This window comes from Allobosea sp. MMO-172, assembly GCF_037147855.1.
In the GTDB taxonomy this organism is placed as follows: Bacteria; Pseudomonadota; Alphaproteobacteria; order Rhizobiales; family Beijerinckiaceae; genus Allobosea.
Window position 1 is genome coordinate 112,065 of sequence record NZ_JBBCUM010000009.1, and the last position, 25,122, is coordinate 137,186.

27 protein-coding genes are annotated in these 25,122 nt (G+C 66.8%); 15 read left to right on the forward strand and 12 right to left on the reverse strand.

What is annotated here, in order from left to right; genetic code table 11:
- Window positions 1-113: 113 nt before the first annotated feature.
- The 12 genes from WFK61_RS15080 to WFK61_RS15135 all read right to left on the reverse strand — a co-directional run bounded on the left by WFK61_RS15080 (window position 114) and on the right by WFK61_RS15135 (window position 12,789).
- Entirely contained in the window at window positions 114-1,469 is a 1,356-nt protein-coding gene (locus tag WFK61_RS15080; RefSeq protein WP_336812911.1) for a sigma-54-dependent transcriptional regulator, read from the reverse strand.
- Entirely contained in the window at window positions 1,466-3,406 is a 1,941-nt protein-coding gene (locus WFK61_RS15085; protein ID WP_336812912.1) for an ATP-binding protein, read from the reverse strand. Before WFK61_RS15085 ends, WFK61_RS15080 begins: the two co-directional genes overlap by 4 nt.
- Window positions 3,403-4,779 carry an ABC transporter substrate-binding protein gene (locus tag WFK61_RS15090; protein WP_336812913.1) on the reverse strand — a complete coding sequence of 459 codons (1,377 nt, stop codon included), beginning with the start codon at window positions 4,777-4,779 and terminating at the stop codon, window positions 3,403-3,405. Before WFK61_RS15090 ends, WFK61_RS15085 begins: the two co-directional genes overlap by 4 nt.
- Window positions 4,780-4,876: 97 nt before the next feature.
- A complete protein-coding gene (locus WFK61_RS15095) occupies window positions 4,877-6,112 on the reverse strand; it encodes a metal-dependent hydrolase family protein (RefSeq protein ID WP_336812914.1) in 1,236 nt (411 codons plus the stop codon).
- Between the two features lie 40 nt (window positions 6,113-6,152).
- A complete protein-coding gene (locus tag WFK61_RS15100; RefSeq protein WP_336812915.1) occupies window positions 6,153-6,641 on the reverse strand; it encodes a GAF domain-containing protein in 489 nt (162 codons plus the stop codon).
- Between the two features lie 19 nt (window positions 6,642-6,660).
- Window positions 6,661-7,572 carry a branched-chain amino acid ABC transporter permease gene (locus WFK61_RS15105; RefSeq protein WP_336812916.1) on the reverse strand — a complete coding sequence of 304 codons (912 nt, stop codon included), beginning with the start codon at window positions 7,570-7,572 and terminating at the stop codon, window positions 6,661-6,663.
- Window positions 7,572-8,435 (reverse strand): branched-chain amino acid ABC transporter permease, encoded by an 864-nt coding sequence (locus WFK61_RS15110; RefSeq protein ID WP_336812917.1) that lies wholly within the window; start codon window positions 8,433-8,435, stop codon window positions 7,572-7,574. The genes WFK61_RS15105 and WFK61_RS15110 overlap by 1 nt, the downstream gene beginning before the upstream one ends.
- Complete coding sequence (locus tag WFK61_RS15115; RefSeq protein WP_336812918.1) at window positions 8,432-9,637, reverse strand: ABC transporter substrate-binding protein; 1,206 nt, start codon at window positions 9,635-9,637, stop codon at window positions 8,432-8,434. The genes WFK61_RS15110 and WFK61_RS15115 overlap by 4 nt, the downstream gene beginning before the upstream one ends.
- A 47-nt stretch (window positions 9,638-9,684) precedes the next feature.
- Window positions 9,685-10,407 carry an ABC transporter ATP-binding protein gene (locus WFK61_RS15120; RefSeq protein ID WP_336812919.1) on the reverse strand — a complete coding sequence of 241 codons (723 nt, stop codon included), beginning with the start codon at window positions 10,405-10,407 and terminating at the stop codon, window positions 9,685-9,687.
- Window positions 10,404-11,168, reverse strand: a complete 765-nt coding sequence (locus WFK61_RS15125; RefSeq protein ID WP_336812920.1) for an ABC transporter ATP-binding protein — start codon at window positions 11,166-11,168, stop codon at window positions 10,404-10,406. Before WFK61_RS15125 ends, WFK61_RS15120 begins: the two co-directional genes overlap by 4 nt.
- Window positions 11,165-11,818, reverse strand: a complete 654-nt coding sequence (locus tag WFK61_RS15130) for a TetR/AcrR family transcriptional regulator (protein ID WP_336812921.1) — start codon at window positions 11,816-11,818, stop codon at window positions 11,165-11,167. Before WFK61_RS15130 ends, WFK61_RS15125 begins: the two co-directional genes overlap by 4 nt.
- 278 nt (window positions 11,819-12,096) lie before the next feature.
- Complete coding sequence (locus WFK61_RS15135) at window positions 12,097-12,789, reverse strand: YcbK family protein (protein ID WP_336812922.1); 693 nt, start codon at window positions 12,787-12,789, stop codon at window positions 12,097-12,099.
- Between the two features lie 341 nt (window positions 12,790-13,130).
- On the opposite strand from WFK61_RS15135, the gene WFK61_RS15140 reads away from it, so the two are divergent.
- The 15 genes from WFK61_RS15140 (at window position 13,131) to nuoK (ending at window position 25,108) form a co-directional block, all read left to right on the forward strand.
- Window positions 13,131-13,511 (forward strand): NADH-quinone oxidoreductase subunit A, encoded by a 381-nt coding sequence (locus tag WFK61_RS15140; RefSeq protein ID WP_374678812.1) that lies wholly within the window; start codon window positions 13,131-13,133, stop codon window positions 13,509-13,511.
- A 65-nt stretch (window positions 13,512-13,576) separates the two neighbouring features.
- On the forward strand, window positions 13,577-14,161 hold the full coding sequence (locus tag WFK61_RS15145; protein ID WP_173046135.1) for a NuoB/complex I 20 kDa subunit family protein: 585 nt from the start codon (window positions 13,577-13,579) through the stop codon (window positions 14,159-14,161).
- A gap of 41 nt (window positions 14,162-14,202) precedes the next feature.
- Window positions 14,203-14,808, forward strand: a complete 606-nt coding sequence (locus WFK61_RS15150; protein WP_336812923.1) for an NADH-quinone oxidoreductase subunit C — start codon at window positions 14,203-14,205, stop codon at window positions 14,806-14,808.
- The gene (locus WFK61_RS15155; RefSeq protein ID WP_336812924.1) at window positions 14,808-15,248 is read left to right on the forward strand and encodes a GFA family protein; all 441 of its coding nucleotides are present in this window, start codon (window positions 14,808-14,810) and stop codon (window positions 15,246-15,248) included. Before WFK61_RS15150 ends, WFK61_RS15155 begins: the two co-directional genes overlap by 1 nt.
- On the forward strand, window positions 15,245-16,435 hold the full coding sequence (locus tag WFK61_RS15160) for an NADH-quinone oxidoreductase subunit D (RefSeq protein WP_199092713.1): 1,191 nt from the start codon (window positions 15,245-15,247) through the stop codon (window positions 16,433-16,435). Before WFK61_RS15155 ends, WFK61_RS15160 begins: the two co-directional genes overlap by 4 nt.
- On the forward strand, window positions 16,432-16,746 hold the full coding sequence (locus WFK61_RS15165) for a hypothetical protein (protein WP_336812925.1): 315 nt from the start codon (window positions 16,432-16,434) through the stop codon (window positions 16,744-16,746). Before WFK61_RS15160 ends, WFK61_RS15165 begins: the two co-directional genes overlap by 4 nt.
- Window positions 16,747-17,396: 650 nt before the next feature.
- Complete coding sequence (nuoE, locus tag WFK61_RS15170; protein ID WP_336812926.1) at window positions 17,397-18,593, forward strand: NADH-quinone oxidoreductase subunit NuoE; 1,197 nt, start codon at window positions 17,397-17,399, stop codon at window positions 18,591-18,593.
- An 11-nt stretch (window positions 18,594-18,604) separates the two neighbouring features.
- Window positions 18,605-19,909, forward strand: a complete 1,305-nt coding sequence (gene nuoF, locus WFK61_RS15175) for an NADH-quinone oxidoreductase subunit NuoF (RefSeq protein ID WP_336812927.1) — start codon at window positions 18,605-18,607, stop codon at window positions 19,907-19,909.
- A 4-nt stretch (window positions 19,910-19,913) separates the two neighbouring features.
- Entirely contained in the window at window positions 19,914-21,992 is a 2,079-nt protein-coding gene (nuoG, locus tag WFK61_RS15180; RefSeq protein ID WP_336812928.1) for an NADH-quinone oxidoreductase subunit NuoG, read from the forward strand.
- A gap of 6 nt (window positions 21,993-21,998) precedes the next feature.
- Window positions 21,999-23,051, forward strand: a complete 1,053-nt coding sequence (gene nuoH, locus WFK61_RS15185) for an NADH-quinone oxidoreductase subunit NuoH (RefSeq protein ID WP_336812929.1) — start codon at window positions 21,999-22,001, stop codon at window positions 23,049-23,051.
- On the forward strand, window positions 23,048-23,248 hold the full coding sequence (locus WFK61_RS15190) for a hypothetical protein (protein WP_336812930.1): 201 nt from the start codon (window positions 23,048-23,050) through the stop codon (window positions 23,246-23,248). Before nuoH ends, WFK61_RS15190 begins: the two co-directional genes overlap by 4 nt.
- The gene (locus tag WFK61_RS15195) at window positions 23,245-23,481 is read left to right on the forward strand and encodes a hypothetical protein (protein WP_336812931.1); all 237 of its coding nucleotides are present in this window, start codon (window positions 23,245-23,247) and stop codon (window positions 23,479-23,481) included. The genes WFK61_RS15190 and WFK61_RS15195 overlap by 4 nt, the downstream gene beginning before the upstream one ends.
- Before the next feature lie 20 nt (window positions 23,482-23,501).
- The gene (gene nuoI / locus WFK61_RS15200) at window positions 23,502-23,990 is read left to right on the forward strand and encodes an NADH-quinone oxidoreductase subunit NuoI (RefSeq protein ID WP_038367698.1); all 489 of its coding nucleotides are present in this window, start codon (window positions 23,502-23,504) and stop codon (window positions 23,988-23,990) included.
- Between the two features lie 186 nt (window positions 23,991-24,176).
- Complete coding sequence (locus WFK61_RS15205; RefSeq protein ID WP_336812932.1) at window positions 24,177-24,800, forward strand: NADH-quinone oxidoreductase subunit J; 624 nt, start codon at window positions 24,177-24,179, stop codon at window positions 24,798-24,800.
- Complete coding sequence (gene nuoK / locus WFK61_RS15210) at window positions 24,800-25,108, forward strand: NADH-quinone oxidoreductase subunit NuoK (protein ID WP_336812933.1); 309 nt, start codon at window positions 24,800-24,802, stop codon at window positions 25,106-25,108. The genes WFK61_RS15205 and nuoK overlap by 1 nt, the downstream gene beginning before the upstream one ends.
- Window positions 25,109-25,122: the final 14 nt, after the last annotated feature.

A 25,122-nucleotide genomic window follows, 5' to 3' on the forward strand; every position in this document is an offset into this window, starting at 1 on the left:
CGGTCTTGATTCCGTTGGGGAATTCGGGAGAAGGGGTCGTCAGGTACCCGGTTTCGGGGGCATGGTGGTAACCTGCCACAGCCCCCGATGGGTCATTGCGGTAACATCGCCGCTCAGTCCGCGAGCGCCGCCGAACCACTCAGGCCGTAGCGGCGCATCTTCAGATAGAGCGTCTTGCGGGTGATGCCGAGCGCCGCGGCGGTGACGCCGATGCGCCCGTTATGGCGCTTCAGCGCGGCGCCGATACCCTCCGCCTCGGCGATGGCGACCAGCTCCTCCAGCGAGCGCTCGGCGCCGTCGGTTGCGGCCGGGCCGGCATCCGTATCTTCGAAATCCTCGTCCATGCCGAGCAGGCTGCGCTCGGCGGCATTGCGCAATTCGCGGACATTGCCCGGCCAGTCCTGCCGCGCCAGCCGCTGGAGCAGGTCGCGCCCGAGCGGCGGGGCCGAGCGGCCGACGCGCGCGGCGGCAAGCGAAAGGAAATGCTGGAACAGCAGCGGAATGTCTTCGCGCCGGTCGCGCAGGGGCGGCAGGCGCAGCGTCACGACGTTCAGCCGATAGACCAGGTCCTCGCGGAAGCCACCGGCCTTCGCGAGCGCGGCGAGGTCGGTCTTGGTCGCGGCGACGATGCGGATATCGACGGCGATCTCCTTGTTGGAGCCGAGACGCTCGATCCGCCGCTCCTGCAGCGCGCGTAGCAGCCGCACCTGCGCCGCCATCGGCATCGACTCGATCTCGTCGAGGAAGAGCGTGCCGCCGCTGGCATGCTCGATCTTGCCGATCCGCCGCTCGCGCGCCCCGGTGAAGGCTCCGGCCTCGTGCCCGAACAGCTCGCTCTCGATCATGGTCTCGGGGATCGCCCCGCAATTGACCGCGACGAAGCGCCCGGCGCGGCGATTGCCGAGATCGTGCAGCGCGCGGGCCGCGACCTCCTTGCCGGTGCCGGTCTCGCCGAAGAGCAGCACGTCGGTATCGGCATCGGCCAGCAGGGCGAGCCTGCTACGCAGGCGCGCGACCGCCGGCGAATGGCCGACGACGCGCGCCGCCCATGGGTCCTCGGGATGGGCACCGGCCTTAAGCGAACGGTTCTCGATGATCAGCCGGCGGTATTCGCTGGCGCGCCGGATGGTCTCGATCAGGCGGACGGGATCGGCGGGCTTTTCGACGAAATCCCAGGCGCCTTCGCGGATCGCCTTCACCGCCATGGGAACATCGGCATGGCCGGTGATCAGCACGACCGGGATTTCCGGATCGATCGCGGTCACAGCCGCGAGCAAACCGAAACCGTCGCGGCCGGGCATGCGCACGTCGCTGACCAGCACGACGGCGGCGTCGCGGCCAAGTTCGGCGAGCGCGGCATCGCCGGAGCGCTTGGCGATAACCGCAAACCCTTCCAACTCCAGCGTCAGCCGCCAGGCTTCGAGCACCTCGGCATCGTCATCGACGAGGACGACCTTGGGAGCGTTCATGCGTCGATTTCCAGCGGGGCCATGACGTGGGATGTCGTTCCTTCGAGCGTGATCAGGAAGCGCGTGCCGGCGGGGCCGGTCTCGGCTACCGCGAGCGTGCCGCCGAGGTCCTTGATGATGTTGTAGGACAGCGAGAGGCCGAGGCCGAGCCCCGAGCCGACCGGCTTGGTCGTGAAGAACGGGTCGAAGATGCGTTCCAGATGCGCCCGGTCGATGCCGGGGCCGCTATCCGCGACCCAGATCTCGACCTTGTGGCCGGCACGGCGCGCACCGATCGCGATCGTCGCGTCCTCCATGCCTGAAACGGCGTCGAGCGCATTGGCCATCAGATTGACCAGAACCTGCTCCAGCCGGATCTCCTCGGCATGGACATGGAGCCGCCCGGCCGGCAGCTCCCGCGTGAGCCTGACGCGCTCGGCTTCGAAACGCGGCTCGAACAGGGATAGCGCGGTGTCGATGGTATCGCCGACCGCAACGGGGTTGAGAACCACGCCGGGCTTGCGGGCGAAGCGCCTGAGATGCGCGATCAGGTCGGCCGCGCGCGTCGTCAGCGCCTGGATGCGGCCAATCGCCTTGCGTGCTTCCTCGGGCCGTCCGCGTTCCAGCAGCAATGCGCCGTTATGGGCGTGAGAGCGGATCGCGGCGAGCGGCTGGTTGAGTTCGTGGCTCAAGCCCGCCGCCATCTGCCCGAGGGCCGCGAGCTTGGCCGCCTGGATCAGGTCGTCGCGCGTCTGGCGGAAGACGGCGAGCGCCCGGGCGAGATCGCCAAGCTCGTCATTGCCCGCCTTGGGCAGCAGCGCCGACGACTGGCCGCTGGCGATGCTGGTCGCCGCCTCGGTCAGCACGCGCAGGCGCGCCACGAGATGGCGCCGGACATAGAACCAGCCGATCAACAGCGCGCCGAGCAGCGAGGCCGCAGCAATGGCAAGCAGCAGGTTGCGGCCGAGCCGTATCGCCTCGGCCGAGCGGTCGGCGGCCTCCTTCGCCACGGACTCGGTACGTTGCACCTCCTGCGAGACCAGCGTGCCGAGTTCCGTGACGAGGCGGCGGCTTTCCGAGATCAGCCGTTGCGCGTCGGCCAGCGCCGCGAGTTCCGCGCGCTTGAGGCCGGGCAGGCCGGTCGTGGTATCGGCGAGCCCGATCAGGCGCTGCGTGATCTGCCGGACGGTGATCGTGTCGGGCCAGCCGGCGAGCGCCTTGGCCTCGACCTCGAGCTGGTCGACAGCCTCGCCGATGACATGGCCGGTCTGCTCCATGTCCTCGCGGGTCTGGACGGTGCCGAGCCGCCCGAACAGGCCGACGATCAGGTTGGCCTGGGCGTTGAGCGTCATCAGCGCTTCGCTCTTGCGGGTTTCCTCGCGGATCGTGTTCGGCTTGGCCGCTGCCGCCTCGCTGCCGCTCTGGCCGAGCGCGGTATCGATGTTGAAGCGGGCATCGTCGGTCAGCGGCTCGATCTCGTCGATGAGATCGGCCTGGAGCCAGCGCAGTTCCTCGCTGACGCCGCGGATGCGTTCGGCAAGCGTGAAGCGGCGCCCTGATACGTCGTCGATGGCATTGAGGTTGCGGCGGATCTCGGCCGCTACGGCTGTCAACTGCGGTGCGTCGAAGCCGCTGCCCGTTCGCTCGGACAGAACCTTGTCCAGTTCGCTCAGGCGCTCTCCCACCACGCGCCGACCGCGTTCATAGCCATCGCGCCGCTCGGCATTGGCAAGTTCCGGCATGCTGGCGATGACGCGGGCACTGGCCTCGGCCAGCCGCGCGGCAGAGGCGAGGCCGGGCAGATGCTCCCGGGCAATCGCCGCCAGCTCCTTGCTCAAGCGCTCATAGGAGATCACGCCGACGATACCGGCGCCGACGGCGAAGAGGCCGACGCCTAGGAAGGCCGCGATCAATCGCCCGCCGATGCCGAAGCGCCGCTTGACGGGAGGGAGCGTCATGGCCGCGCTCCGGTCAGGCTTTCGTCGCGCCAGCCCAAACCCGCCAGCCGCTCGGCGGCCTGCTGCAAGCTGTCGCCGGCTTCCGACGCGCGAGCCGCGATCGCATTGCGGATATCGGCCTCGATCCGCGCCTGCTCTTCAGGCACGGGCAGGCCGCGCGGCACGCGGACGATGTTCCGGAAGCGATCCGTCTTCTCCAGCTCCGCAGCTGACACCGGCGGTTGCGTCAGCGCGGCGCGCGCCTGCGTCAGCAGCTTGGCGACCTGCTCGTCGGGGCGGGTCAGCAGCGCCGCCTCCATCGCCTGCAGGCTGCGCCAGAGCCGGGCATGCTCGGTGCGGCGGAAGGTGATCCACTCGTCGAAGATCAGGTTGACGAGTTCGTAGCGCCCGGCCGAGAGCCCCGCATCGAAACGCGTCCGGTTGAAGATGCTTTCCGTTGCCGAGAGATGCGGCGGCGTTTCCTCGGGCCCATAGGCTGAAGGTGAAATGGCGAGGCGCCCGATCCGGGGCTCGCGCAGCATCGCCTGGCCTTCGGGCGAGAGCACGAAATCGATGAAGAGTTCTGCTTCCTTCGGGTTGGGCGAGGTCGCAAGCCTGGCGATGCTGGCAGGCGCGAACAGCGTCTCGCCCGGCAGAACGAAGCGATTGCCTTCGCCCTCCGTCGCATTGGCCTCCGTCAGGAAATCGATGGAGATGCCGATGCCGAAGCGCCCGCGCGCGACGCCGGCATTCACGCCGAAGCTGCGCGCGGTGATCGTCGCGAGATTGCCGCCGATCGCCGACCAGAGCGCCCAGCCGCGCTCCCAGCCGAGCGATTGCAGGAGAGCCTCGACCATCAGATGCGTGGTGCCGGAGCGGGATGGCGAGGTCAGGCCGATATGCCCGGCATAAACCGGCGCTGCGAGATCGGCCCAGTTGCGCGGCACCGGCAGGCCGCGCGCCACCAGATAGGCCGGGTTGTAGACCAGCCCGTAGCCCGAGACGGCGAAACCGAGATAGCGGCCGTTGGGATCGTTGACGGGATAGCCGGCGATGGTCTCGGGCGCGCCGGTCCTGCGCGGCTGGAGGGGCGCCAGCAGGTTCGCACGCTTCAGCAGTTCGAAGGCGTCGGGCGCCGAGGCCCAGAACAGGTCGGCCTCCGGCCGCTTCTGCGCGCGGATGTCGATGACGGCGGCGGTCGTCTTCCGCTGCACCACCTCGACGGCGATGTCGGGATGCTGCTTGCGGAAGGCGCTGCGGAACGGCTCGAAGAAGGAGGGCGGAAAGGACGTGATGATCTGGACGCGTCGCCCTTCGGCCATGCCGCTGGCGGGCCAGCCGAAAGCCAGCAGGGCGAGAAGGACAAGCCTGATCGTAACGGCGGAACGACCCATGAAGCCGTCATATAGCCGGCTTGCAGGTCCGGCTAGGCTCACTCCGCAGGACGATCAGGGCGCAGGGCATCCGATAGGAGCCACTGCGCCCTGATGCTCAGTTCAGGCTGGCGCGCTTCATGAAGGTGCCGCCCTTCATGATGACAGGCATGTGCTTACCCTGGCGGGTCAGGAGCGAGAGGTCCTTCAGCGGGTCGCCGTCGACGACGATCAGGTCGGCATGGGCGCCGGCCGCGACGGTGCCGATCAGGCCTTCCATCTTCAGGAGCTTGGCCGCGACATGGGTCGCCGAGGCGATGACCTCATGGGCCGGCAGGGCGCGGCCGCGGATCACGAACTCCTCGGACTGGTACTTGTGCATCTCGCCGAGCAGGTCGCTGCCATAGGCCATGGTCAGGCCAGCCTTCTTCATGATGGCGAGCGATTCCATGCCGGCCGAGCGCACGACATCGACCTTGGCGACCGAATCCGGCGGGAAGCCGAGCTTCGGCCCGTCCGAGACCAGCTTGTCATAGGTCACCAGAGTCGGCACCGCGACGGCGCCCTTGGAGGCGGCGAGCTTCGCCGTCTCGGCTTTGATCAGGTTGCAATGCTCCAGCGAATGCACGCCGGCCTCGACGCAGCGGCGGATGGCGTCGTCGGTATAGACATGGGCCGAGACATAGGTGCCGGCCATCTTCGCTTCCTCGACCACGGCTTCCAACTCGCTCACCGAGAAGCCGAGGAAATGGATCGGGTCGGTCGGCGAAGCGCAGCCGCCATTGGCCATGATCTTGATGAAGTCGGCGCCGCCCTTCAGCTCCTCGCGCGCGGCGCGGCGGATTTGGTCGACGCCGTCGCAGATGCGGCCGAGCGCGCCGAGGCGGTGGCGCTCGATTACGCTCGGGCGGTCGTCATAGCGGCCACGGAAATCGGCATGGCCGCCGGTCTGGCTCAGCGCCTTGCCGGAGATGACGAGGCGCGGCGTCGGGAAATCGCCTTCCTCCGTCGCCTGCTTCAGGCCGAAATCGGCGCCGCCGACATCGCGCACCGTGGTGAAGCCGCGCATCAGCATCGCCCGCATGATCCCGAAGGAGCGGGCGGTGACCAGCGAATCCGGCAGGCGGGAGTTCGCGCCGAGATCGGCGACGCCGGCTACGACATGGACATGGGCGTCGATCAGGCCGGGCATCAGCGTCTTGCCCTTGAGATCGACGACCTTGGCCTTGGCCGAGGTCACGGACTTGCCGACCTCGCGGATGGTGCCGCCCTCGACGAGGACGCTGACGGGCGCGCCTGCCTCCGGCGCCGAGCCGTCGACGATGCGGGCATTGGTGAAGAGGGTGGAAGCCACTGGCATGTTCCTTCGGTCGGGATGCGTCGGGGAAACGGGATCAGGCGGCCTTGTTGGCGGCGCGCGCGGCGAGGAAGGCCGGCACCAGCAGCGGCGCGAGCTTCTCGACCGGCGCGACATGCTCCTCGCGGTAATGGTGTTCGGGCGCGAGCAGGTTGATCGTGCCGACCACCTTGCCGTCATAGATCGCGGGGATGTTGATCACGGAGCCCAGCCCCATGCTCTCGATCAGCTCGTGATCGAAGAAGGCCCAGCGGATGCCGGCCTTGTCCTTGCCGAGATAGGGCTGGCGGCCGTCGAGCACATGCTTGCCCCAGGGCGTCGGGCCCATCGTCTTGCGGCCGGAGACCGGGTACTCGGCCGGCCGGTTGGAATAGATGCGCGCGACCTCCTGGCCGTCGACATAAAGCAGCGTGAACAGCTCATGGCCGACGAGGCGGCGGGTGATGTCCTCGAAGGCCTTGAACACCGTGTCGGGCTGGCCGGGCTCCTTGATGAGGGCGGAGAGGGTGGCGAGATCGTCGGACATGGGCAGACCTTCTCTGGCTTCAGGCGGCGGTCGGAGGAACCGGCGCCTTCGGGATGCGCTCGGGCAGGATGCCCTGCGGCTTGAGATGCAGGACGAGGATGAGGGCGATGCCGATCAGCATTTCGCGCGTGGCGGCAAGCTGGACCGGTTGCAGGCCCGGCACCCATTCGGTGATGAAGCGCGTCGCCTCCAGGAAGATCACGACCAGATAGGCGCCGAGCACGGCACCACTCGGGCGCCCCACGCCGCCGGCCGTGACGGCGAGGAAGATGTAGATCGTGATCAGCGGCTGGAAATGGTCGGGCGAGACATAGGACTGGAAATGCGCATAGAGCGCGCCTGCCAGCGCCGCGATCGCGGCCGAGAGCGCGAAGGCCTGCAGCTTGAAGCGCAGCACCGGCTTGCCGGCGAAGCTCGCCAGCTGCTGGTCCTCGCGGATCGCCTTCAAGGCGCGGCCATAGGGCGAGGCGTCGAGCCGGCGTAGCAGCGCCCAAACGATGATCAGCACCAGCGTGGCGAGGCCGAGATAGAAATAGGCGAAGTTCTGCGTGCCGAGCTCGGCCTTGAGCGGCGCCTTGATGCCGGAGATGCCGTCCGAGCCGTTGGTCAGCCAGCGCTCGTTGAGTGCGACGAGGCGAATGACCTCGGCGAAGCCGAGCGTGACGATGGCGAGATAGTCGTCGCGCAGGCGTAGCGTCGCGAAGGTGACTATGAGTCCAACCGCCGCGCCCACCACGAGCGCCGCGCCCCAGCCGATCAGGACCGGCGCGCCCGCACCCGTCGCCAGCGCCGAGGCGTAGGCCCCCACCGCGAAGAAGCCGGCAAGGCCGAGATTGACGAGGCCCGCGCCACCCCAGATCAGGTTCAGGCTGAGCGCGAGCAGGCCGTAGATGGCGCAGAGCGTCAGGGTGAAGATCAGATAGGACAGCATCAGGCGGCCCTTTCCCCGAGGATGCCGCGCGGGCGGAAGGTGAGCATCAGCAGGATCGCGACGAAGCCGACGCCGGTGCGATAGGTCGCGGGAACGACGAGCAATGCCAGTTCCTCGGCGATGCCGAGCATCAGCGCGCCGACGACCGCGCCGGGGATCGAGCCGAGCCCGCCGAGCACGGCGGCGGCGAAGACCGAGAGCAGCACGCGATAGCCGGTCAGCGGGTCGATCGAGGTGTCGAGCCCGATCAGCACGCCGCCGACGCCGGTCAGCCCTGCGCCCAGGAACAGCGTGACGATCGCGATCCTGGCGGGATCGATGCCCTTGAGCCGGGCGAGATCGGGATTGTCGGCGACGGCGCGCATCGCCTTGCCGAAGCGGGTATAGCGCAGGAACAGGAACATCGCCGCCATGATCGCGACGGCGAGCAGCAGGCTCTGGAGCTGCTGCGGGCCGATACGCAGGTCGCCGAAGCGCATATCCCGCGCGATCGGCAGGTCGTAGCCGCGCATCTCGTTGCCGAAGATGAAGCGGACGATGTTCTCCAGCACGAGATTGAGCGCGATCGAGGCGATGGCCACGATCAGCGCACCGTTGTTGCGCAGGCGCTTCAGCGAGGTCTCTTCGGCCACGACGCCGACGAGCCCCGTCACCGCGAAGGCGACGAGGAGCGCGGCCGGCACCGGCAGCCCCATCGCGACATTCGCCCACCAGGCCGCGAAGGCGCCGATGGTGGCATAGGCCGCGATGGCGAAGTTCGGATAGCGCAGCACCGCGAAGATGGCGGAGAAGCCGATGGCCGGGACGGCGATCAGCGTCCCGCTCATCACCCCGTTGACGAGCGCCTGCAGCAACTGGCTCACGCGATCTTCACCAGCGCCAGCTTGCCGCCCTGGACCTGCTCGTAGCGGAACTGGCAATCGGCGATGTCGCCGGTCTCGGTGAAGTCGCAGGGGCCGCTGGCGCCGTCATAATCGACCGGCTGCTTGGCGGCGATCGCCTTCAGTCCGTCGAGCGCGTTGTCGACCTTGGCGCCGCCCTGCGCCTGGCTGACCTTGCGGACCGCGTCCTTGATCGCGGTGCCGGAGGTGTCGCCGGCGATGGCGATCGCCATCAGGATCAGGTTGATCTGGTCGTAGACCTGAGTGGTGTAGGGATCGGGCGAGGCGACGCCGATCATCTTGACCAGCCGCGCATAGGCCTTCGAGCCCTCGGCCGGCGATGGCGCGATCGTGAAGGTCTTGTCGACGACCTCGGCCGGCACGCTCTCGACCAGCTTCTGGTTGACGGCATAGCCGAAGGCGACCTTCAACCCGCCATAGCCGGCGCGGTAGGCATCCTTGAGCATGACGGCGGTATCGGGCGTGTAGCCGCCGAAGATGATCGCGTCGGGCTTGAAGCGCAGCACCTCGTCGATCTCGCTGCGATAGGCCGGCTTCTTGTCATCATAGATCAGCGAGCCGGTCTCGCCGCCGGCCTTCTTCACGGCCTCGGTGATGTTGTCGAACTGGCTCTTGGCGAAGGGCGTCTGCGGCGACAGGAAGAAGACGCGCTTGGCCTTCTCGGCGATGCAGAACTCGCCGAATTTGCGGCCTTGAAGGGTCGTGTTCGGCTGGGTGCGGATCAGGTAGCCCTGATGCGGCAGTTGCGTGATCGAATCGGCGCCCGAGACGGTCGCGAGGAAGGTCTTCGATTCCCAGCAGAGCGGTGCGACGGCGGTGGTGACCGACGAGGCCCAGGTGCCGAGGATGGCCGAGACCTTGTCGACATCGATCAGCTTGCGGGCGGCGCGGACGCCGGCCTCAGGATTGGTCTGGTCGTCTTCCGAGATCAGCTCGACCTTGCGGCCGAGCACGCCGCCGGCGGCATTGACCTCGTCGATCACGGCCTTGACCGCCTTGACCATGACGGGGCCATAGGGGCCGCCCGCGCCGGTCAGCGGCGTCAGCGTGCCGATCTTGATCGGCGCGCCCTGGGCCAGCGCACGGCCGGGCAGGGCGGAGAGGCCGGCAAGCGCGGCAGCGCCTGCCAGCAGCGTGCGGCGGTCGGTCGTGAACTCGGTCATGCTGTTCCCCTGTTGTCTTGTTGGTTTGCTGTCGTTTCGGCGTCGTCCTAGCCGCCGAGAAAGAGCCGGCGGATTTCGGGATCGGTGGCGAGCGCGGGGCCCGCGCCCTCGCGGCTGTTGCGGCCGGAGACCAGCACATAGCCGCGCGTCGAGATCTGCAGCGCTTCGAGCGCATGCTGCTCGACCATCAGGATCGGCAGGCCGCCCTTGTTGAGCGCGACGATCGCATCGAACAGCTCGTCGGCAGCCTTGGGCGAAAGCCCGGCCGTCGGCTCGTCGAGCAGGAGCAGGGCAGGGGCGTTCATCAGCCCCATCGCCATGGCGAGGATCTGGCGCTGGCCGCCCGAGAGCGTGCGGGCCAGCGCCTTGCGCTTCTCCGCCAGCATCGGATAGCGCGCATACATCTGTTCGCTGCGCTCCCTGACCTTGCCGGGTTCCTGAAAGCCGCTGATCTCGAGATTCTCGGCGACCGTCATCGCGCCGAAGACATTGCGCTCCTGCGGCACGAAGCCGATGCCGGCCTTCGCCCGGCCGAGCGCATTCTCGCGGGTCACGTCGCCGCCCTTGAGCCGGATCGTGCCGTCACGCGCCTGGACGAGCCCGGCGATGGTCTTGAGCAATGTCGACTTGCCGGCGCCGTTTGGGCCGATGATCGAGACGATCTCGCCGGCTGAGACCGTGAGCGAAGTGCCCTTCAGGATCTGTTCGGCCGCGCCATAGCCGGCGACGATGCCGTCGACGGCGAGCAATTCGCTCTGTGCCGCGCTCAATGACGCCTCCCGAGATAGGCTTCCTGCACGCGGGTATCGGAGGCGACCTCGTCGAACGTGCCCTGCGTCAGCGTCTTGCCCTCGGCCATGACGATGACGGGCGCGCAGAGCTTCCGGATCAGCCCCATGTCATGCTCGATCAGGCAGATCGTCAGCCCGTCGCGGTTGAGTGCGACGAGGTGTTCGGCGATCTGCTCGGTCAGGCTCGGGTTGACGCCGGCCATCGGCTCGTCGAGCAGCAGGAGCTTCGGCTCGGCCATCAGCGCCCGGCCGATCTCGACCAGCTTCTTCTGGCCGCCGGAGAGGGCGGTGACGGGGTTGTCGAGCACATGGTCGAGCTTCAAGCGGCGGGCGATTCCGAAGGCCTTCTCGGAGAGTTCGGCCTCGCGACGCTTGGCTCCGCTCGTTCCGATCAGCCCGGCCAGCAGGCCTTCGCCCGGCTGCTCGGCGCCATAGAGCATGAGGTGCTGGAAGACGCTGAGCTTGGGAAAGCCGCGCGCGAGTTGGAAGGAGCGGACGAGACCCGCCGCGACGAGCTTCTCCGGCGGCATCCCTGCCGTCTCGGTCGCGCCGAGCCGGACCGAGCCAGCCTGCGGCGGGTAGAGCCCGGAAACCGCATTGAACAGGGTCGATTTGCCGGCGCCGTTCGGGCCGATCAATCCGGTGAAGGAGCCCTGCGGCACCGCGAAATCGACGCCGCGCAGCACCTGCACGCCGTAGAAGCCGAGCTTCAGGCCCTGGATGGTCAGTGCAGCCGTCATGCCGTCGCCGTCTTGCGCGCGCCGGGCACGGCGGCTGGTTTCATCGGGAAATGCTGGCTGACCTGCTGCTTCCAGAACCGCTGCATGCCCTCGTAATAGGCGGGGTCGTTGGGACGCAGCACGGTCTGGCTGATCATGCCCCGGAACAGGCACATCGTCGCGTTCATCACCGTGCGGGTATGGTCGGGATCGGTGCCGGCGCGGGCCGCGAGCGCGGTCCAGATCGCGTCGAGCCCGGCGTGGAATTCCTTGACCAGCGGGATGAGGTCGGCGCGGAAAGCCGGGTTGTGGCGGGCTTCCGGCAGATACTCCATGGTCACGTAGAACAGCCGGTCGTCCATCATCCGCCAGATGTAGTCGACGATCTCGTCGCTGGAGCCGCCGCGCTCGACGAAATCCTCGGCGAAGCGGTGCAGGTCGCGCGTCGACTTGCCGAGCAGGTCGGCGACAGAGGCGGTGATGATCGCCTCGCGGCTGGCGAAATGGTGGGTCAGCGCCCCGCGGGAGACGCCGGCGACGCGGGCGATCTCCGGCGTGGTGGTGCGGGCCAACCCCTGGTCGTGCAGCAGGTCGATGGTCGCGTTCATCAGCCGCGCGGATGTCTCCGCGCTGCGCTGCTTCTGCGATCGCCGCTTGCCGGTACCGCTCATCCCGACCTCGCTCCCCTTGACGATGGGGAAACGGTGCGACTCCACTTACAAACAGTCAAGCCTGTTTTTTGAGGGCGAGTAGGGCGCTGAAGACTCGGGGCTTCAGCGCTCCCTAATGGTGCTGGTCATCCCGGACGGAGCGAAGCGGAGATTCGGGAGCCATGCCTGACCATTGACCGGACTCGCTCCGGCATGGATCCCGGGTCAAGCCCGGGATGACGCAGTGGTTCCGCGGACAGGCGAAGAGCTGTCGTGATAGAGGCCGGCCCCCACCAAGCCTACCAGGGTCGGCGCGGCCCGGTATCGATATGGATCAGCCCGTTCCAATAGACATGGTTGCCGCCGACCTCGGGGAGCGCGCGCACCCATTCCAGCACCAGTCGCGGCCTGACGCCGGGGACGCGGAAATCCATCGCCTGGCAGCCCTTATGATAGGAGCCGCGCCGGGCGCGCCAGGGCGGCCGCCAGGTCGAGGTCACCTTCACCGCCCCATATCTGTCGGCGATCTTGCCGAGGATCTGCTTCAGCTCCTGCGGCAGGCAGGCGATCGAGGTGCCGGGATCCGTCGAGATGCCCGGCCGCTCCGGCTTTTCGTTCGGATCGAAATCGGGCTCGGCGCCCGCCTTCTGGCCGGGCGTCAGCTTCGGCCACTCGACGCCTTCATCGTCATCGGGCTCGCCGGGGTTGGGCGGCGTGGCCTCGGCCGGCGGGGTTTCCGGAGCCGGTGTCGCTGCGGGAGTCTCCTGCGAGGAGGCCGGCACGGGCGTATCGGGAGCGGAAGCGCGTGGCGTCGGCGGCGGCACCACGATCGGCGGCAGCTTCGGCGTGCCTTCCAGGTCGAGGTCGAACGGGCGCTGCGGCGGCAGCGGCGCGCGCATCGGCTCGCCCTCCTGGGCGTAGACCGCGGTCGTCGAGAGCAGCAGGGCGAGCGCCGGCATGGCCAGCACGCGCGAAAGGCAGGCCGGGCTCATCGCGTGGCCGGGCGCCCGCAAATGCATGGCTGGCGAGCGGGGCGGGGATCACGAAACATCGAAGGCCTTTCGGGATAAAGCGCTCGCGCAGCCGGCAACGATTCGGCACGGTGAACGGATTGCTGCCGCTGCCGCATGCCGAAAGCACGCGGTTTTGTCGATTTTTCGCCGATGCATGGCAGGGCTGCGGCGAGACGAGGCCGGATTTTGCCGCATTCTGCGCTGGGTTCAACCCGGATGCGGCGATTGTGCGGCGCGGCGGAGTCTTGCTTCATTCTAATCGAGGGTCTAAGCGACTGGGACAGCGAGCCGCGCCACGGCCGCCTGAAATGAGTTCGACCATGCAAGCTGCCACGGTGCCATCCATCCTGAGCGACTACCTGCCGCTGGTGCTGTTCATCGGCGTCTCGGCGGTGATCGGCCTGGCCCTGCTGATCGCGCCCTTCGCGATCGCCTATTCGAAGCCGGACGCGGAAAAGCTCTCGGCCTACGAATGCGGCTTCAACGCCTTCGACGATGCGCGCATGAAGTTCGACGTCCGCTTCTATCTGGTCGCGATTCTCTTCATCATCTTCGATCTCGAGGTCGCGTTCCTGTTCCCCTGGGCCGTCGCCTTCGGCGGGCTCGGCTGGTATGGTTTCTGGTCGATGATGGTCTTTCTCGGCGTGCTCACCGTGGGTTTCATCTACGAGTGGCGCAAGGGCGCGCTGGAGTGGGACTGACTGTCGGGTTGCGAGGCGGCGCTCCGCATTCGATCCGGCAGGCAAAGGTTCACAAGGAATAGGTCATGGCAGTCACAGCGATCGATCGTGGTGATCCGCTCGTCGCGCAGGCGCCGAGGGGTTTGCTCGGTCCCGACGGCAAGCCGTTGGGGGCGCGTGATCCGTTCTTCGTCGAGATCAACAATGAACTGGCCGACAAGGGCTTCCTCGTCACCGCGACGGACGATCTGATCAACTGGGCCCGCACGGGCTCGCTGATGTGGATGACCTTCGGGCTGGCCTGCTGCGCCGTCGAGATGATGCAGCTCTCGATGCCGCGCTACGATGTCGAGCGCTTCGGCTTCGCGCCGCGCGCCTCGCCGCGCCAGTCGGACGTGATGATCGTGGCCGGCACGCTGACCAACAAGATGGCCCCGGCTCTACGCAAGGTCTACGACCAGATGCCGGAGCCGCGCTACGTCATCTCGATGGGCTCCTGCGCCAATGGCGGCGGCTACTACCACTACAGCTACTCGGTGGTGCGCGGCTGCGACCGCATCGTCCCGATCGACATCTATGTCCCGGGCTGCCCTCCGACGGCCGAGGCGCTGCTTTACGGCGTCCTGCTGCTGCAGAAGAAGATCCGCCGCACCGGCACGATCGAGCGCTGAGCGCTCTTTCGGTCGATGCTGCAGGCGATGAAGGTGAGACGATGAGCGAAGCGCTCGTACAACTCGGCGAAGAGATCAAGGCCGCGCTGCCCGGCGCGGTGACGGAGGCTGTCGTCGCCTTCGAGGAGCTCACGATCCATGCCGAGGCGGCTTCGATCGTCGAGGTGCTGCGCACGCTCTACAGCGACCCGCGCTTCCGCTTCGTGAACTTCACCGACATCGCCGGCGCCGACTATCCTGGCCGCGAGAAGCGTTTCGATGTCGTCTATCATATGCTGGCGCCGCACCATAACCGCCGCATCCGCGTGAAGGTCCAGACCGACGAGGCGACGCCCGTTCCCTCCGTCATCGAGGTCTTCCCGGCGGCGAACTGGTTCGAGCGCGAGGCCTACGATTTCTACGGCATCCTCTTCTCCGGCCATCCGGACCTGCGCCGCATCCTCACCGATTACGGTTTCGAGGGTTATCCGCTGCGCAAGGACTTCCCGCTGACCGGCTTCGTCGAGGTCCGCTATGACGACGAGCAGAAGCGCGTCGTCTACGAGCCGGTGAAGCTCAACCAGGAATTCCGCAACTTCGATTTCCTCTCGCCCTGGGAAGGCACGGACTACGTGTTGCCGGGCGACGAGAAGGCGAAGGGGGCGTGATGACGGCGGGTCACCAAACCCTCTCCGGCGGTTGTCTCTGCGGCTCCGTCCGCTTCACGGCCGTGGCCGCGAAGGCGGAGATGGACGTCTGTCACTGCAGCATGTGCCGGCGCTGGAGCGGCGGCGTGCTGATGACGGTGCCCTGCACCGATGTCGTAGTCGCCGATGAGGCGCAGCTCGGTATCTACCCCTCCTCCGAATGGGGCGAGCGCGTTTTCTGTCGCAATTGCGGCACCAGCCTGTTCTGGCGGCAGCGTTCGGGCGAGGGCCATGTCGCGGTGGCGTTCCCCAGCCTCGACGACCCGCAAGGCCTCGCCTTTGCCGAGGAAATCTTCATCGACGAAAAGCCCGGGCTCTATGCCTTCGCCGGTGAGCGGCGGCGCAAGACGGGCGAGCAGGTGGTCGCAGAGTTCTTCGCTGCGCAGGAAGGCCGGTCATGACCGAGCACAATATCCGCAATTTCTCGATCAATTTCGGCCCGCAGCATCCGGCCGCGCACGGCGTGTTGCGCCTCGTGCTGGAGCTCGACGGCGAGATCGTCGAGCGCGTAGATCCGCATATCGGCCTGCTGCATCGCGGCACCGAGAAGCTGATCGAGGCCAAGACCTATCTCCAGGCCGTGCCCTATTTCGACCGGCTCGACTATGTCGCGCCGATGAATCAGGAGCATGCCTATGCCCTCGCGGTCGAGCGCCTCGTCGGCGTGACCGTGCCGCGCCGCGGCCAGCTCATCCGCGTGCTCTATTCCGAAATCGGCCGCATCCTCTCGCATCTGCTGAACGTCACCACGCAGGCGATGGACGTCGGCGCCCTCACGCCTCCGCTCTGGGGCTTCGAGGAGCGCGAGAAGCTGATGATCTTCTACGAGCGGGCCTGCGGCGCGCGCATGCACGCGGCCTATGTCCGCCCCGGCGGCGTGCACCAGGATATCCCGGTCTCGCTGATCCATGACATCGCCGAGTGGTGCGATCCGTTCCTCAAGGTCTGCGACGACCTCGAAGGCCTGCTCAGCGACAACCGCATCTTCAAGCAGCGCAACGTCGATATCGGCGTGGTCGATCTTGAGACCTGCTGGAAATGGGGCTTCTCGGGTGTGATGGTGCGCGGCTCCGGCGCGCCCTGGGACCTGCGCAAGTCGCAGCCCTACGAGTGCTACGAGGAGATGGAATTCGACATCCCCGTCGGCAAGAACGGCGACTGTTTCGACCGCTACCACATCCGCATGGAAGAGATGCGCCAGTCGGTCCGCATCATGAAGCAGTGCTGCGACAAGCTGCTGGCCCCCGATGGCGGCGGCCCGGTCTCGTCGCTCGACGGCAAGATGGTGCCGCCCAAGCGCGGCGAGATGAAGCGCTCGATGGAAGCGCTGATCCACCATTTCAAGCTCTATACCGAGGGCTATAAGGTCCCGGCCGGCGAGGTCTATGCCGCAGTCGAGGCCCCGAAGGGCGAGTTCGGCGTCTATCTGGTCTCCGACGGCACCAACAAGCCCTATCGCTGCAAGATCAAGGCCCCGGGCTTCGCCCATCTTCAGGCCATGGATTTCATGTGCCGCAAGCACATGCTCGCCGACGTCTCAGCGATCCTCGGCTCCCTCGATATCGTGTTCGGGGAGGTCGATCGGTGATTTTGGGCTTCCTGTCCGAGAGAAACGGCTTCATCGGCTCATGGCACAGCGCCATCGCGGTCGGCTTGGCTTCGTTTGTCGCGGTCTATCTTACCAACGTCTCCGACGGCTATTTCCCGATCAGGGGTGTCCGTTTCGCCGTCGCGGCATTCCTCTCGATCGCTCTGATTCAGACGCTGGCCGAGCGGATACATGGCGAGACTCTACCGGTGGCCTTGAAGCATAGCCTGAAATCCGGCCTCTTCATTGGCGCGGCCGGAGGTTTGGGAATGTTTCTGGGCAGCGCGGTGATGGGGGGCGGCATCTCGTGATCGAGCACACGCACATCTTCGCCGACGTCTCCGCGATCCTCAGCTCCCTCGATATCGTGTTCGGGGAGGTCGATCGGTGAGGCTAATCGCATCACATCGCCTACTCGTCAGAGCTGCCTATGCCGGCCTGCTCATTGCAGCGCCCTGGATAGTTGTTCATCTCTTGTCGGAGCTTCATCTCTTGTCGGAGCTCTTGGGCACTCCCGTTGGTTGGGGTGTTTTTCTTACGCGGGCCGCGACGATCTGGGTCTCGTGGACGGCGCTGTTCTTCGCTTGTCCCGAGCTGATGTCGAGCCACCTCTTTCAGGCCAGGGTCTCGCACGAGATGTCGCAATTCCTGCAGGCATGGAAGTACGCTGCTGTCCTCGGGCTGGCGTGGTGTGAGCGCGTGCTGTCGCAACTCCTGAGGGCGGGCAAGCGATGAGTTCGGGATCGGCCAACTCGCTTCGACGGACGTTGCAGACCTCCTGGGTCGCGCAGGCGGTGGTCCTTATGGCTGCTTTCCTGACGATCGAAGGCGTTCGAAGCTACGCTCAGGCTGGAACTTTTGCTGATGTCGGTGTCGTGACGCCTGCCATCGTGACAATCGCCGTTCTACTGGTTGGCCGGTTTACCGCCCGCCGTTCAAACAATGCGGAAGCAGACTAGTCATGTCCGTCCGTCGTCTCGCCCCTGATCCGGTCCAGCCCGCTTCCTTCGCCTTCACCGCGGCGAACGAGAACTGGATCGTCCAGCAGATCGCCAAGTATCCCGAAGGCCGCCAGGCTTCCGCCGTCATTCCGCTGCTGTGGAAGGCGCAGGAGCAGGAGGGCTGGGTCTCTCGCGCCGTGATCGAGACCGTCGCCCGGCGTCTCGGCATGGCGCCGATGCGGGTGCTGGAGGTCGCGACCTTCTACACGATGTTCAACCTGCAGCCGGTCGGCCAGTATTTCGTCCAGCTCTGCGGCACGACGCCCTGCGCGCTGCGCGGCGCCGAAGCGCTGAAGAAGGTCTGCGAGGACGTCATCGGCCCGCAATCGACCGTGACCGCCGACGGCAAGCTCTCCTGGCTCGAGGTCGAGTGCCTCGGCGCCTGCTGCAACGCCCCGATGGCGCAGATCAATGTCGATTATTACGAGGACCTGACGCCGGCGAATTTCCGCCAGCTCCTCGACGACCTCCGCAATGGCCGCGCCACCAAGCCCGGCCCGCAGAACGGCCGCACCGGCTCCGAGCCGGAAGGCGGCCCGCAGACGCTGACCGACAAGGCCCTCTACGACGGCTCGATGATCGGCGCCGGCGACTGGCAGAAGCGCATCGTCGAGCAGCGCAAGGCTGCGGCCGAAGCCGCCGCCGCGAAGGCTGCCGCCGAGGCGGAAGCCAAGAAGGCTGCCGAGGCCGAGGCCAAGAAGGCGGAGGCGACGACTGCCGCAGTTGCCGAGAAGCCTGCGACGGAGACGGCCGCTGCCGCCCGCCCGCAGCCTTCCTCGCCGGCCCAGCCGTCCAACGCGGCCAAGGATACTCCGGCCGCCAGCGGCAAGGTCGAGAAGAAGGACGTCGCCGAGGCCTCAAAGCCCGCGACCGACGAGAGCAAGCCCGAACTGCTGGCCGCCGCGCGCGGCGGCAAGGGCGACGATCTCGAACTGATCTGGGGCGTCGGGCCGAAGCTCGGCAAGATGCTCAACGAGATGGGGGTCTGGCACTATGACCAGATCGCCAAATGGACACCGGCGGAGCTCGCCTGGGTCGATGCACGGCTGACCGGCTTCAAGGGCCGGGCGCTGCGTGACGACTGGATTGCTCAGTCGAAGAAGCTCGCGACGGGTTGGCGCCCGGAATCGAAGCTTGGCGACAAGCCGGCAGAGTGAGGCACCAGGACATGCTCGCAGATCGCGATCGCATCTTCACCAATCTCTACGGCCTGCATGACCGTACCCTGAAGGGTGCGATCCAGCGCGGCCATTGGGATGGCACCAAGTTCATCCTGGAGCAGGGCCGGGACTGGATCATCGACGAGATGAAGAAGTCCGGCCTGCGCGGCCGCGGCGGCGCAGGCTTCCCGACCGGGTTGAAATGGTCGTTCATGCCCAAGCAGAGCGACGGGCGCCCGCATTATCTCGTCGTGAACGCCGACGAGTCGGAGCCGGGCACCTGCAAGGACCGCGAGATCATGCGCAACGACCCGCATACGCTGGTCGAGGGCTGCCTGATCGCCTCCTTCGCCATGGGCGCGCATGCCGCCTATATCTATATCCGCGGCGAGTATGTCCGGGAGCGCGAGGCGCTGCAGCGCGCGGTCGACGAGGCCTATGAGGCCAAGCTCATCGGCAAGGACAACGTCCACGGCTATCCCTTTGATCTCTATGTGCATCACGGCGCCGGCGCCTATATCTGCGGCGAAGAGACGGCGCTGCTGGAGAGCCTCGAAGGCAAGAAGGGCATGCCGCGGCTGAAGCCGCCATTCCCCGCCAATATGGGCCTCTATGGCTGCCCGACGACGGTGAACAACGTCGAGTCGATCGCGGTGGCCCCGACCATCCTGCGCCGCGGCGCGAGCTGGTTCTCCTCGATCGGCACGCCGAACAATGTCGGCACCAAGCTCTTCTGCGTCTCGGGCCATGTGAACAAGCCCTGCAACGTCGAAGAGGCGATGGGCCTGACCTTCCGCGAGCTGATCGACAAGCATTGCGGCGGCATCCGCGGCGGCTGGGACAATCTCAAGGCGGTCATCCCCGGCGGCTCGTCGGTGCGCATGGTCCCGGCCGAGCAGATCATCGACACGCCGATGGATTTCGACTCGCTCTCGAAGCTGCGCTCCGGCCTCGGCACGGCGGCGGTGATCGTGATGGACAAGTCGACCGACATCGTCCGCGCCATCGCCCGCATCAGCCATTTCTACAAGCACGAGAGCTGCGGCCAGTGCACGCCCTGCCGCGAGGGCACGGGCTGGATGTGGCGCGTCATGGAGCGCATGGCCGAGGGCCGCGCCCAGAAGCGCGAGATCGACATGCTGCTCGACGTTACCAAGCAGATCGAGGGCCACACCATCTGCGCGCTCGGCGACGCCGCGGCCTGGCCGATCCAGGGCCTGATCGCGCATTTCCGGCACGAGATCGAGCAGCGCATCGACGACTATGCCGCCAACCCGCACAGCGAGCCTGTGCGCCTGATGGCGGCGGAGTGAGACCATGACGAAACTCCTCATCGATGGCATCGAGGTCGACGTTCCCGCGGAGTACACCGTGCTGCAGGCCTGCGAGGCGGCGGGCGTCGAGGTGCCGCGCTTCTGCTTCCACGAGCGTCTCTCGATCGCCGGCAACTGCCGCATGTGTCTCGTCGAGGTGAAGGGTGGCCCGCCGAAGCCGCAGGCCTCCTGCGCCATCGGCGTGCGCGACCTGCGCCCCGGTCCGAACGGCGAGCCGCCGGTCGTCCTGACCAAGTCGCCGATGGTCAAGAAGGCCCGCGAAGGGGTGATGGAGTTCCTGCTCATCAACCACCCGCTCGACTGCCCGATCTGCGACCAGGGCGGCGAGTGCGACCTGCAGGATCAGGCCATGGCCTATGGCGCGGACACTTCGCGCTATGCCGAGAACAAGCGCGCGGTCGAGGACAAGTATATCGGCCCGCTGGTCAAGACGACGATGACGCGCTGCATCCAGTGCACGCGCTGCGTCCGCTTCACCACCGAGGTTGCCGGTGCCTCCGATCTCGGCGCCATCGGCCGCGGCGAGGACATGGAGATCACGACCTATCTCGAGCAGGCGATGGCGTCGGAGCTGCAGAGCAACGTCGTCGATCTCTGCCCGGTCGGCGCGCTGACCTCGAAGCCCTACCAGAACAAGGCCCGGCCGTGGGAGCTCTCGAAGACCGAGAGCATCGACGTGATGGACGCCGTCGGCTCGGCCATCCGCGTCGACTCGCGCGGCAAGGAAGTGATGCGCATCCTGCCTCGCCTCAACGAGGCGGTGAACGAGGAGTGGATCTCCGACAAGACCCGCCACGTCGCGGATGGCCTCAAGACCCAGCGTCTCGACCGGCCCTATATCCGCGAGAACGGCCGCCTGCGCCCCGCAAGCTGGAACGAGGCTTTCGCCGCCATCGCCGGCAAGGTGAAGGCGACTTCGCCTGAGAAGATCGGCGCCATCGCCGGCGATCTCGCGGCTGTCGAGGACATGTTCGCGCTGAAGAGCCTGATCGCCTCGCTCGGCTCCGCCAATCTCGATGCCCGTCAGGATGGCACGAAGCTGCATCCGAAGTTCGGCCGCGCCTCCTACGTCCTCAACGCCGGCATCGCCGGCATCGAGGATGCGACCTCGCTGCTGATCATCGGTTCGAACCCGCGCCGCGAGGCGCCGATCCTGAACGCCCGCATCCGCAAGCGCTGGCTGCGCGGCGACCTCAAGGTCAGCGTGATCGGCGAGAAGGCCGACCTGACCTACGCCTACGACTATCTTGGCGCCGGTCCGGAGACGCTGGCCGAGGTCGTCAAGTCGGCCCAGGCCGCTGGCGGCAAGCCGATGGTGCTGGTCGGGCAGGGCGCTCTTGCCCGCACTGACGGCGAGGCTGTGCTCTCGCTCGCCGCCAAGGCGGCGCAGGCGCTTGGCGCCGTCGCCGAAGGCTGGAACGGCTTCGGCGTGATCCACACCGCCGCCGCCCGCGTCGGCGCGCTCGATCTCGGCTTCGTGCCGCAAGAAAACGCTGATGGATCGGGCGGTCTGGATGCGGCCGCGATGGTCAAGCCGGGCGCGCTCGACCTGCTCTTCCTGCTCGGCGCCGACGAGATCGAGGTGCCGGAAGGCGCTTTCGTCGTCTATCAGGGCACGCATGGCGACAAGGGCGCGCATCGCGCCGACGTCATCCTGCCGGGCGCGGCCTATACCGAGAAGTCCGGCACCTATGTGAACACGGAAGGCCGTGTGCAGATGGGCGACCGCGCCACCTTCCCACCGGGCGATGCCCGCGAGGACTGGGCGATTCTGCGTGCGCTCTCCGCGACGCTCGGCAAGACGCTGCCCTTCGACTCGCTATCCGGCCTGCGCAAGGCGCTCTACGAGGCGCATCCGCATTTCGCGGCGCTCGACAGCCTGTCAGCCAACGATGCTTCGGAGATCGGCAAGCTCGCCGGCCTCGGTGGCAAGACCGACAAGGCGGGCTTCGCGCCCGCCGTCGCCGATTTCTATCAGACCAACCCGATCGCGCGTGCCTCCGCCATCATGGCGGCATGCTCGGCGCTGGCCTCCGGCCGGCATCAGCAGGCGGCGGAGTAAGCGGCCATGAACTGGGACCTCGTCCTCGATATCGCGATCATCCTCGGCAAGAGCCTGCTGCTGCTGGTCTGCCTCCTGGTCTTCATCGCTTATATCCTGCTGGCCGACCGCAAGATCTGGGCGGCGGTGCAGCTTCGCCGCGGCCCGAACGTGGTCGGCCCCTTCGGCCTGTTCCAAAGCTTCGCGGACCTGATCAAGTTCGCGCTCAAGGAGCCGATCATCCCGTCCGGCGCCAACAAGGGCATCTTCCTGCTGGCGCCGTTCATCTCCTGCCTGCTGGCGCTCGGTGCCTGGGCGGTGATCCCGGTGGCGGAAGGCTGGGCGATCGCCGACATCAATGTCGGCGTGCTCTATATCCTCGCGATCTCCTCGCTCGGCGTCTACGGCATCATCATGGCCGGCTGGGCCTCGAACTCGAAATACCCGTTCATGAGCGCGCTGCGCTCGGCGGCACAGATGGTGTCCTACGAGGTCTCGATCGGCTTCGTCATCATCACCGTGCTGCTTTGCGTCGGTTCGCTGAACCTCTCGGCCGTCGTCGAGGCTCAAGCGAACCGCGGCCTGGCCCATGCGCTCGGCGTGCCGTGGCTCTCGATCCTGAACTGGTACTTCATCCCGCTCTTCCCGATGTTCGTGGTCTTCTTCGTCTCGGCACTGGCCGAGACGAACCGGCCGCCCTTCGATCTGGCGGAAGCCGAGTCGGAGCTCGTGGCGGGCTTCATGGTCGAGTATTCCTCGACGCCGTACCTGCTGTTCATGCTCGGCGAATACGTGGCGATCATGACCATGTGCTCGCTGACCACGATCCTCTTCCTCGGCGGCTGGGCTCCCCCGGTCGCGCTGCCGCCCTTCACCTGGCTGCCCGGCGTGTTCTGGTTCGCGCTCAAGGTCTGCCTGGTGTTCTTCATGTTCGCGCTGGTGAAGGCCTTCGTGCCGCGCTACCGCTACGACCAGTTGATGCGCCTGGGCTGGAAGGTCTTCCTGCCGCTCTCGCTCGCCTGCGTCGTGATCGTGGCGCTGGTGCTGCAGCTGACGGGCTGGGGCCCGGTGGCGGGATGATCAACCCGACGATCATGGGCCCGGCAGCGGGCATGGTCGTCGGTGGAATATGTTCCGTGGCGTTTGTCCTGTGGGTTTTCCGCAGGGACGTCGTAATGGGTGTTAAGGCTGCCCTCGTCGGGCTCATGGTCGGGGCATTCTTCGGCGGGTTCCTCGGATACAAGGGCGTCGCCTGGCTCGGGCTGGTGGCGCCATGAACAATGCAGGTCTGGTCGGTGCCGTGATCGGCTTCGCGTTGGGCTTGCTGGAATACCGGCTGATGTCGGCGGTGGTGATCGGGGCGCTCCGGCGCACGGATCGTTCGACGACGGAGGCCGAGAAGGCTGACTATGAGCGTCGCATCCGCATCCTGCGGGCGGTGCTGGTTGTGATGACGATCGGCTTGATGCCGGTCCTGGGTTTCGTGATCGGCCGGGCGTTGTTCGGCTGAGGATGTAAAGGACGAAGGCGATGTCACTCGCGCAAGCCGCAAGGGGCCTGCTGCTGAAGGAGTTCGTCGGGGCTATCGGCCTGTCGATGCGCTATTTCTTCAAGCCGAAGGCGACGCTGAACTACCCGTTCGAGAAGGGCCAGCTCTCGCCGCGCTTCCGTGGCGAGCATGCGCTGCGCCGCTATCCGAACGGCGAGGAGCGCTGCATCGCCTGCAAGCTCTGCGAGGCGATCTGCCCGGCGCAGGCCATCACCATCGAGGCCGGCCCGCGCCGCAACGACGGCACGCGCCGCACCACCCGTTACGACATCGACATGACCAAGTGCATCTACTGCGGCTTCTGCCAGGAAGCCTGCCCGGTCGATGCCATCGTCGAGGGGCCGAATTTCGAGTTCGCGACCGAGACCCGCGAGGAGCTGTTCTACGACAAGGACAAGCTGCTCGCGAACGGCGCGCGCTGGGAACGCGAGATCGCGCGCAACATCGCGATGGACGCGCCCTATCGGTGAGCGACCACCCTCCGGCGCCATCCCACGATGATGCCGAAGGACGTGACTGAGGATGCAGCCCCGCCGTGCGGTTGTCCCGCCCGGCGGGCCTGATTATAGACGCTCCAAATTGCTCGGGGTCTTTGAGTCCCGGAGCACGAACCAAACGAGGACCGCGCCGAAAAGGGGCGGGAAGGGCTGGCCGAGATGAATGCCGCAGCGGCTTTCTTCTATCTCTTCGCAGGGGTGACCGTGGCATCCGCCTTCATGGTGGTGACCTCGCGCAATCCCGTGCATTCGGTGCTCTATCTGATCCTGGCCTTCGTCAACGCGGCCGGGCTGTTCATGCTGCTCGGCGCCGAGTTCCTCGCGATGCTGCTGGTCGTCGTCTATGTCGGCGCGGTCGCGGTGCTCTTCTTGTTCGTGGTGATGATGCTCGACGTCGATTTCGCCGAGTTCCGCCAGGGCTTCCTGAATTATCTGCCGATCGGCGCGCTGATCGGCTTCATCTTCGCCGTCGAGCTGCTGCTGGTCGTCGGCGCCTGGGTCATCGATCCGCAGATCGTCAAGGCGCCGGTCGCCGCGATCCCGGCGGGCATCTCGAACACCGAGGCGCTCGGCCGCGTGCTCTACACCCAGTATGTCTACTACTTCCAGGCGGCCGGCCTCGTGCTGCTCGTCGCCATGATCGGCGCGATCGTCCTGACGCTGCGCGACCGTCACGGCATCAAGCGCCAGCACGTCCCGACCCAGAACGCCCGCACCAAGGACGCGGCGATGGCGGTCAAGCAGGTGCCCTCGCGCGCCGGCGTTCCCGAGGAGATGGCGTGATGACGATCGGACTGGGCCATTATCTCGCCGTCAGCGCCATCCTGTTCACGCTCGGCGTGCTCGGCATCTTCGTCAACCGCAAGAACATCATCGTCATCCTGATGTCGGTCGAGCTCATCCTGCTCTCGGTCAACCTGAACTTCGTCGCCTTCTCGAGCTTCCTGAACGACATCGTCGGGCAGGTCTTCGCGCTGCTCGTGCTCACGGTGGCGGCGGCTGAGGCCGCGATCGGCCTCGCCATTCTCGTCGTCTACTTCCGCAACCGCGGCACGATCGCGGTGGAAGACATCAACATGATGAAAGGCTGAGCGCGCCCCTGCGC

Coding starts and splice junctions, on each gene's coding strand:
- WFK61_RS15130 (WP_336812921.1), bottom strand. CDS start 11,818: ATGAGCGGTACCGGCAAGCGGCGATCGCAGAAGCAGCGCAGCGCGGAG.
- WFK61_RS15080 (WP_336812911.1), bottom strand. CDS start 1,469: ATGAACGCTCCCAAGGTCGTCCTCGTCGATGACGATGCCGAGGTGCTC.
- WFK61_RS15155 (WP_336812924.1), top strand. CDS start 14,808: ATGACGGCGGGTCACCAAACCCTCTCCGGCGGTTGTCTCTGCGGCTCC.
- nuoH (WP_336812929.1), top strand. CDS start 21,999: ATGAACTGGGACCTCGTCCTCGATATCGCGATCATCCTCGGCAAGAGC.
- nuoG (WP_336812928.1), top strand. CDS start 19,914: ATGACGAAACTCCTCATCGATGGCATCGAGGTCGACGTTCCCGCGGAG.
- WFK61_RS15150 (WP_336812923.1), top strand. CDS start 14,203: ATGAGCGAAGCGCTCGTACAACTCGGCGAAGAGATCAAGGCCGCGCTG.
- nuoF (WP_336812927.1), top strand. CDS start 18,605: ATGCTCGCAGATCGCGATCGCATCTTCACCAATCTCTACGGCCTGCAT.
- nuoK (WP_336812933.1), top strand. CDS start 24,800: ATGACGATCGGACTGGGCCATTATCTCGCCGTCAGCGCCATCCTGTTC.
- WFK61_RS15100 (WP_336812915.1), bottom strand. CDS start 6,641: ATGTCCGACGATCTCGCCACCCTCTCCGCCCTCATCAAGGAGCCCGGC.
- WFK61_RS15115 (WP_336812918.1), bottom strand. CDS start 9,637: ATGACCGAGTTCACGACCGACCGCCGCACGCTGCTGGCAGGCGCTGCC.
- WFK61_RS15140 (WP_374678812.1), top strand. CDS start 13,131: ATGCAAGCTGCCACGGTGCCATCCATCCTGAGCGACTACCTGCCGCTG.
- WFK61_RS15125 (WP_336812920.1), bottom strand. CDS start 11,168: ATGACGGCTGCACTGACCATCCAGGGCCTGAAGCTCGGCTTCTACGGC.
- WFK61_RS15160 (WP_199092713.1), top strand. CDS start 15,245: ATGACCGAGCACAATATCCGCAATTTCTCGATCAATTTCGGCCCGCAG.
- WFK61_RS15135 (WP_336812922.1), bottom strand. CDS start 12,789: ATGAGCCCGGCCTGCCTTTCGCGCGTGCTGGCCATGCCGGCGCTCGCC.
- WFK61_RS15205 (WP_336812932.1), top strand. CDS start 24,177: ATGAATGCCGCAGCGGCTTTCTTCTATCTCTTCGCAGGGGTGACCGTG.
- nuoI (WP_038367698.1), top strand. CDS start 23,502: ATGTCACTCGCGCAAGCCGCAAGGGGCCTGCTGCTGAAGGAGTTCGTC.
- WFK61_RS15145 (WP_173046135.1), top strand. CDS start 13,577: ATGGCAGTCACAGCGATCGATCGTGGTGATCCGCTCGTCGCGCAGGCG.
- nuoE (WP_336812926.1), top strand. CDS start 17,397: ATGTCCGTCCGTCGTCTCGCCCCTGATCCGGTCCAGCCCGCTTCCTTC.
- WFK61_RS15085 (WP_336812912.1), bottom strand. CDS start 3,406: ATGACGCTCCCTCCCGTCAAGCGGCGCTTCGGCATCGGCGGGCGATTG.
- WFK61_RS15105 (WP_336812916.1), bottom strand. CDS start 7,572: ATGCTGTCCTATCTGATCTTCACCCTGACGCTCTGCGCCATCTACGGC.
- WFK61_RS15090 (WP_336812913.1), bottom strand. CDS start 4,779: ATGGGTCGTTCCGCCGTTACGATCAGGCTTGTCCTTCTCGCCCTGCTG.
- WFK61_RS15195 (WP_336812931.1), top strand. CDS start 23,245: ATGAACAATGCAGGTCTGGTCGGTGCCGTGATCGGCTTCGCGTTGGGC.
- WFK61_RS15190 (WP_336812930.1), top strand. CDS start 23,048: ATGATCAACCCGACGATCATGGGCCCGGCAGCGGGCATGGTCGTCGGT.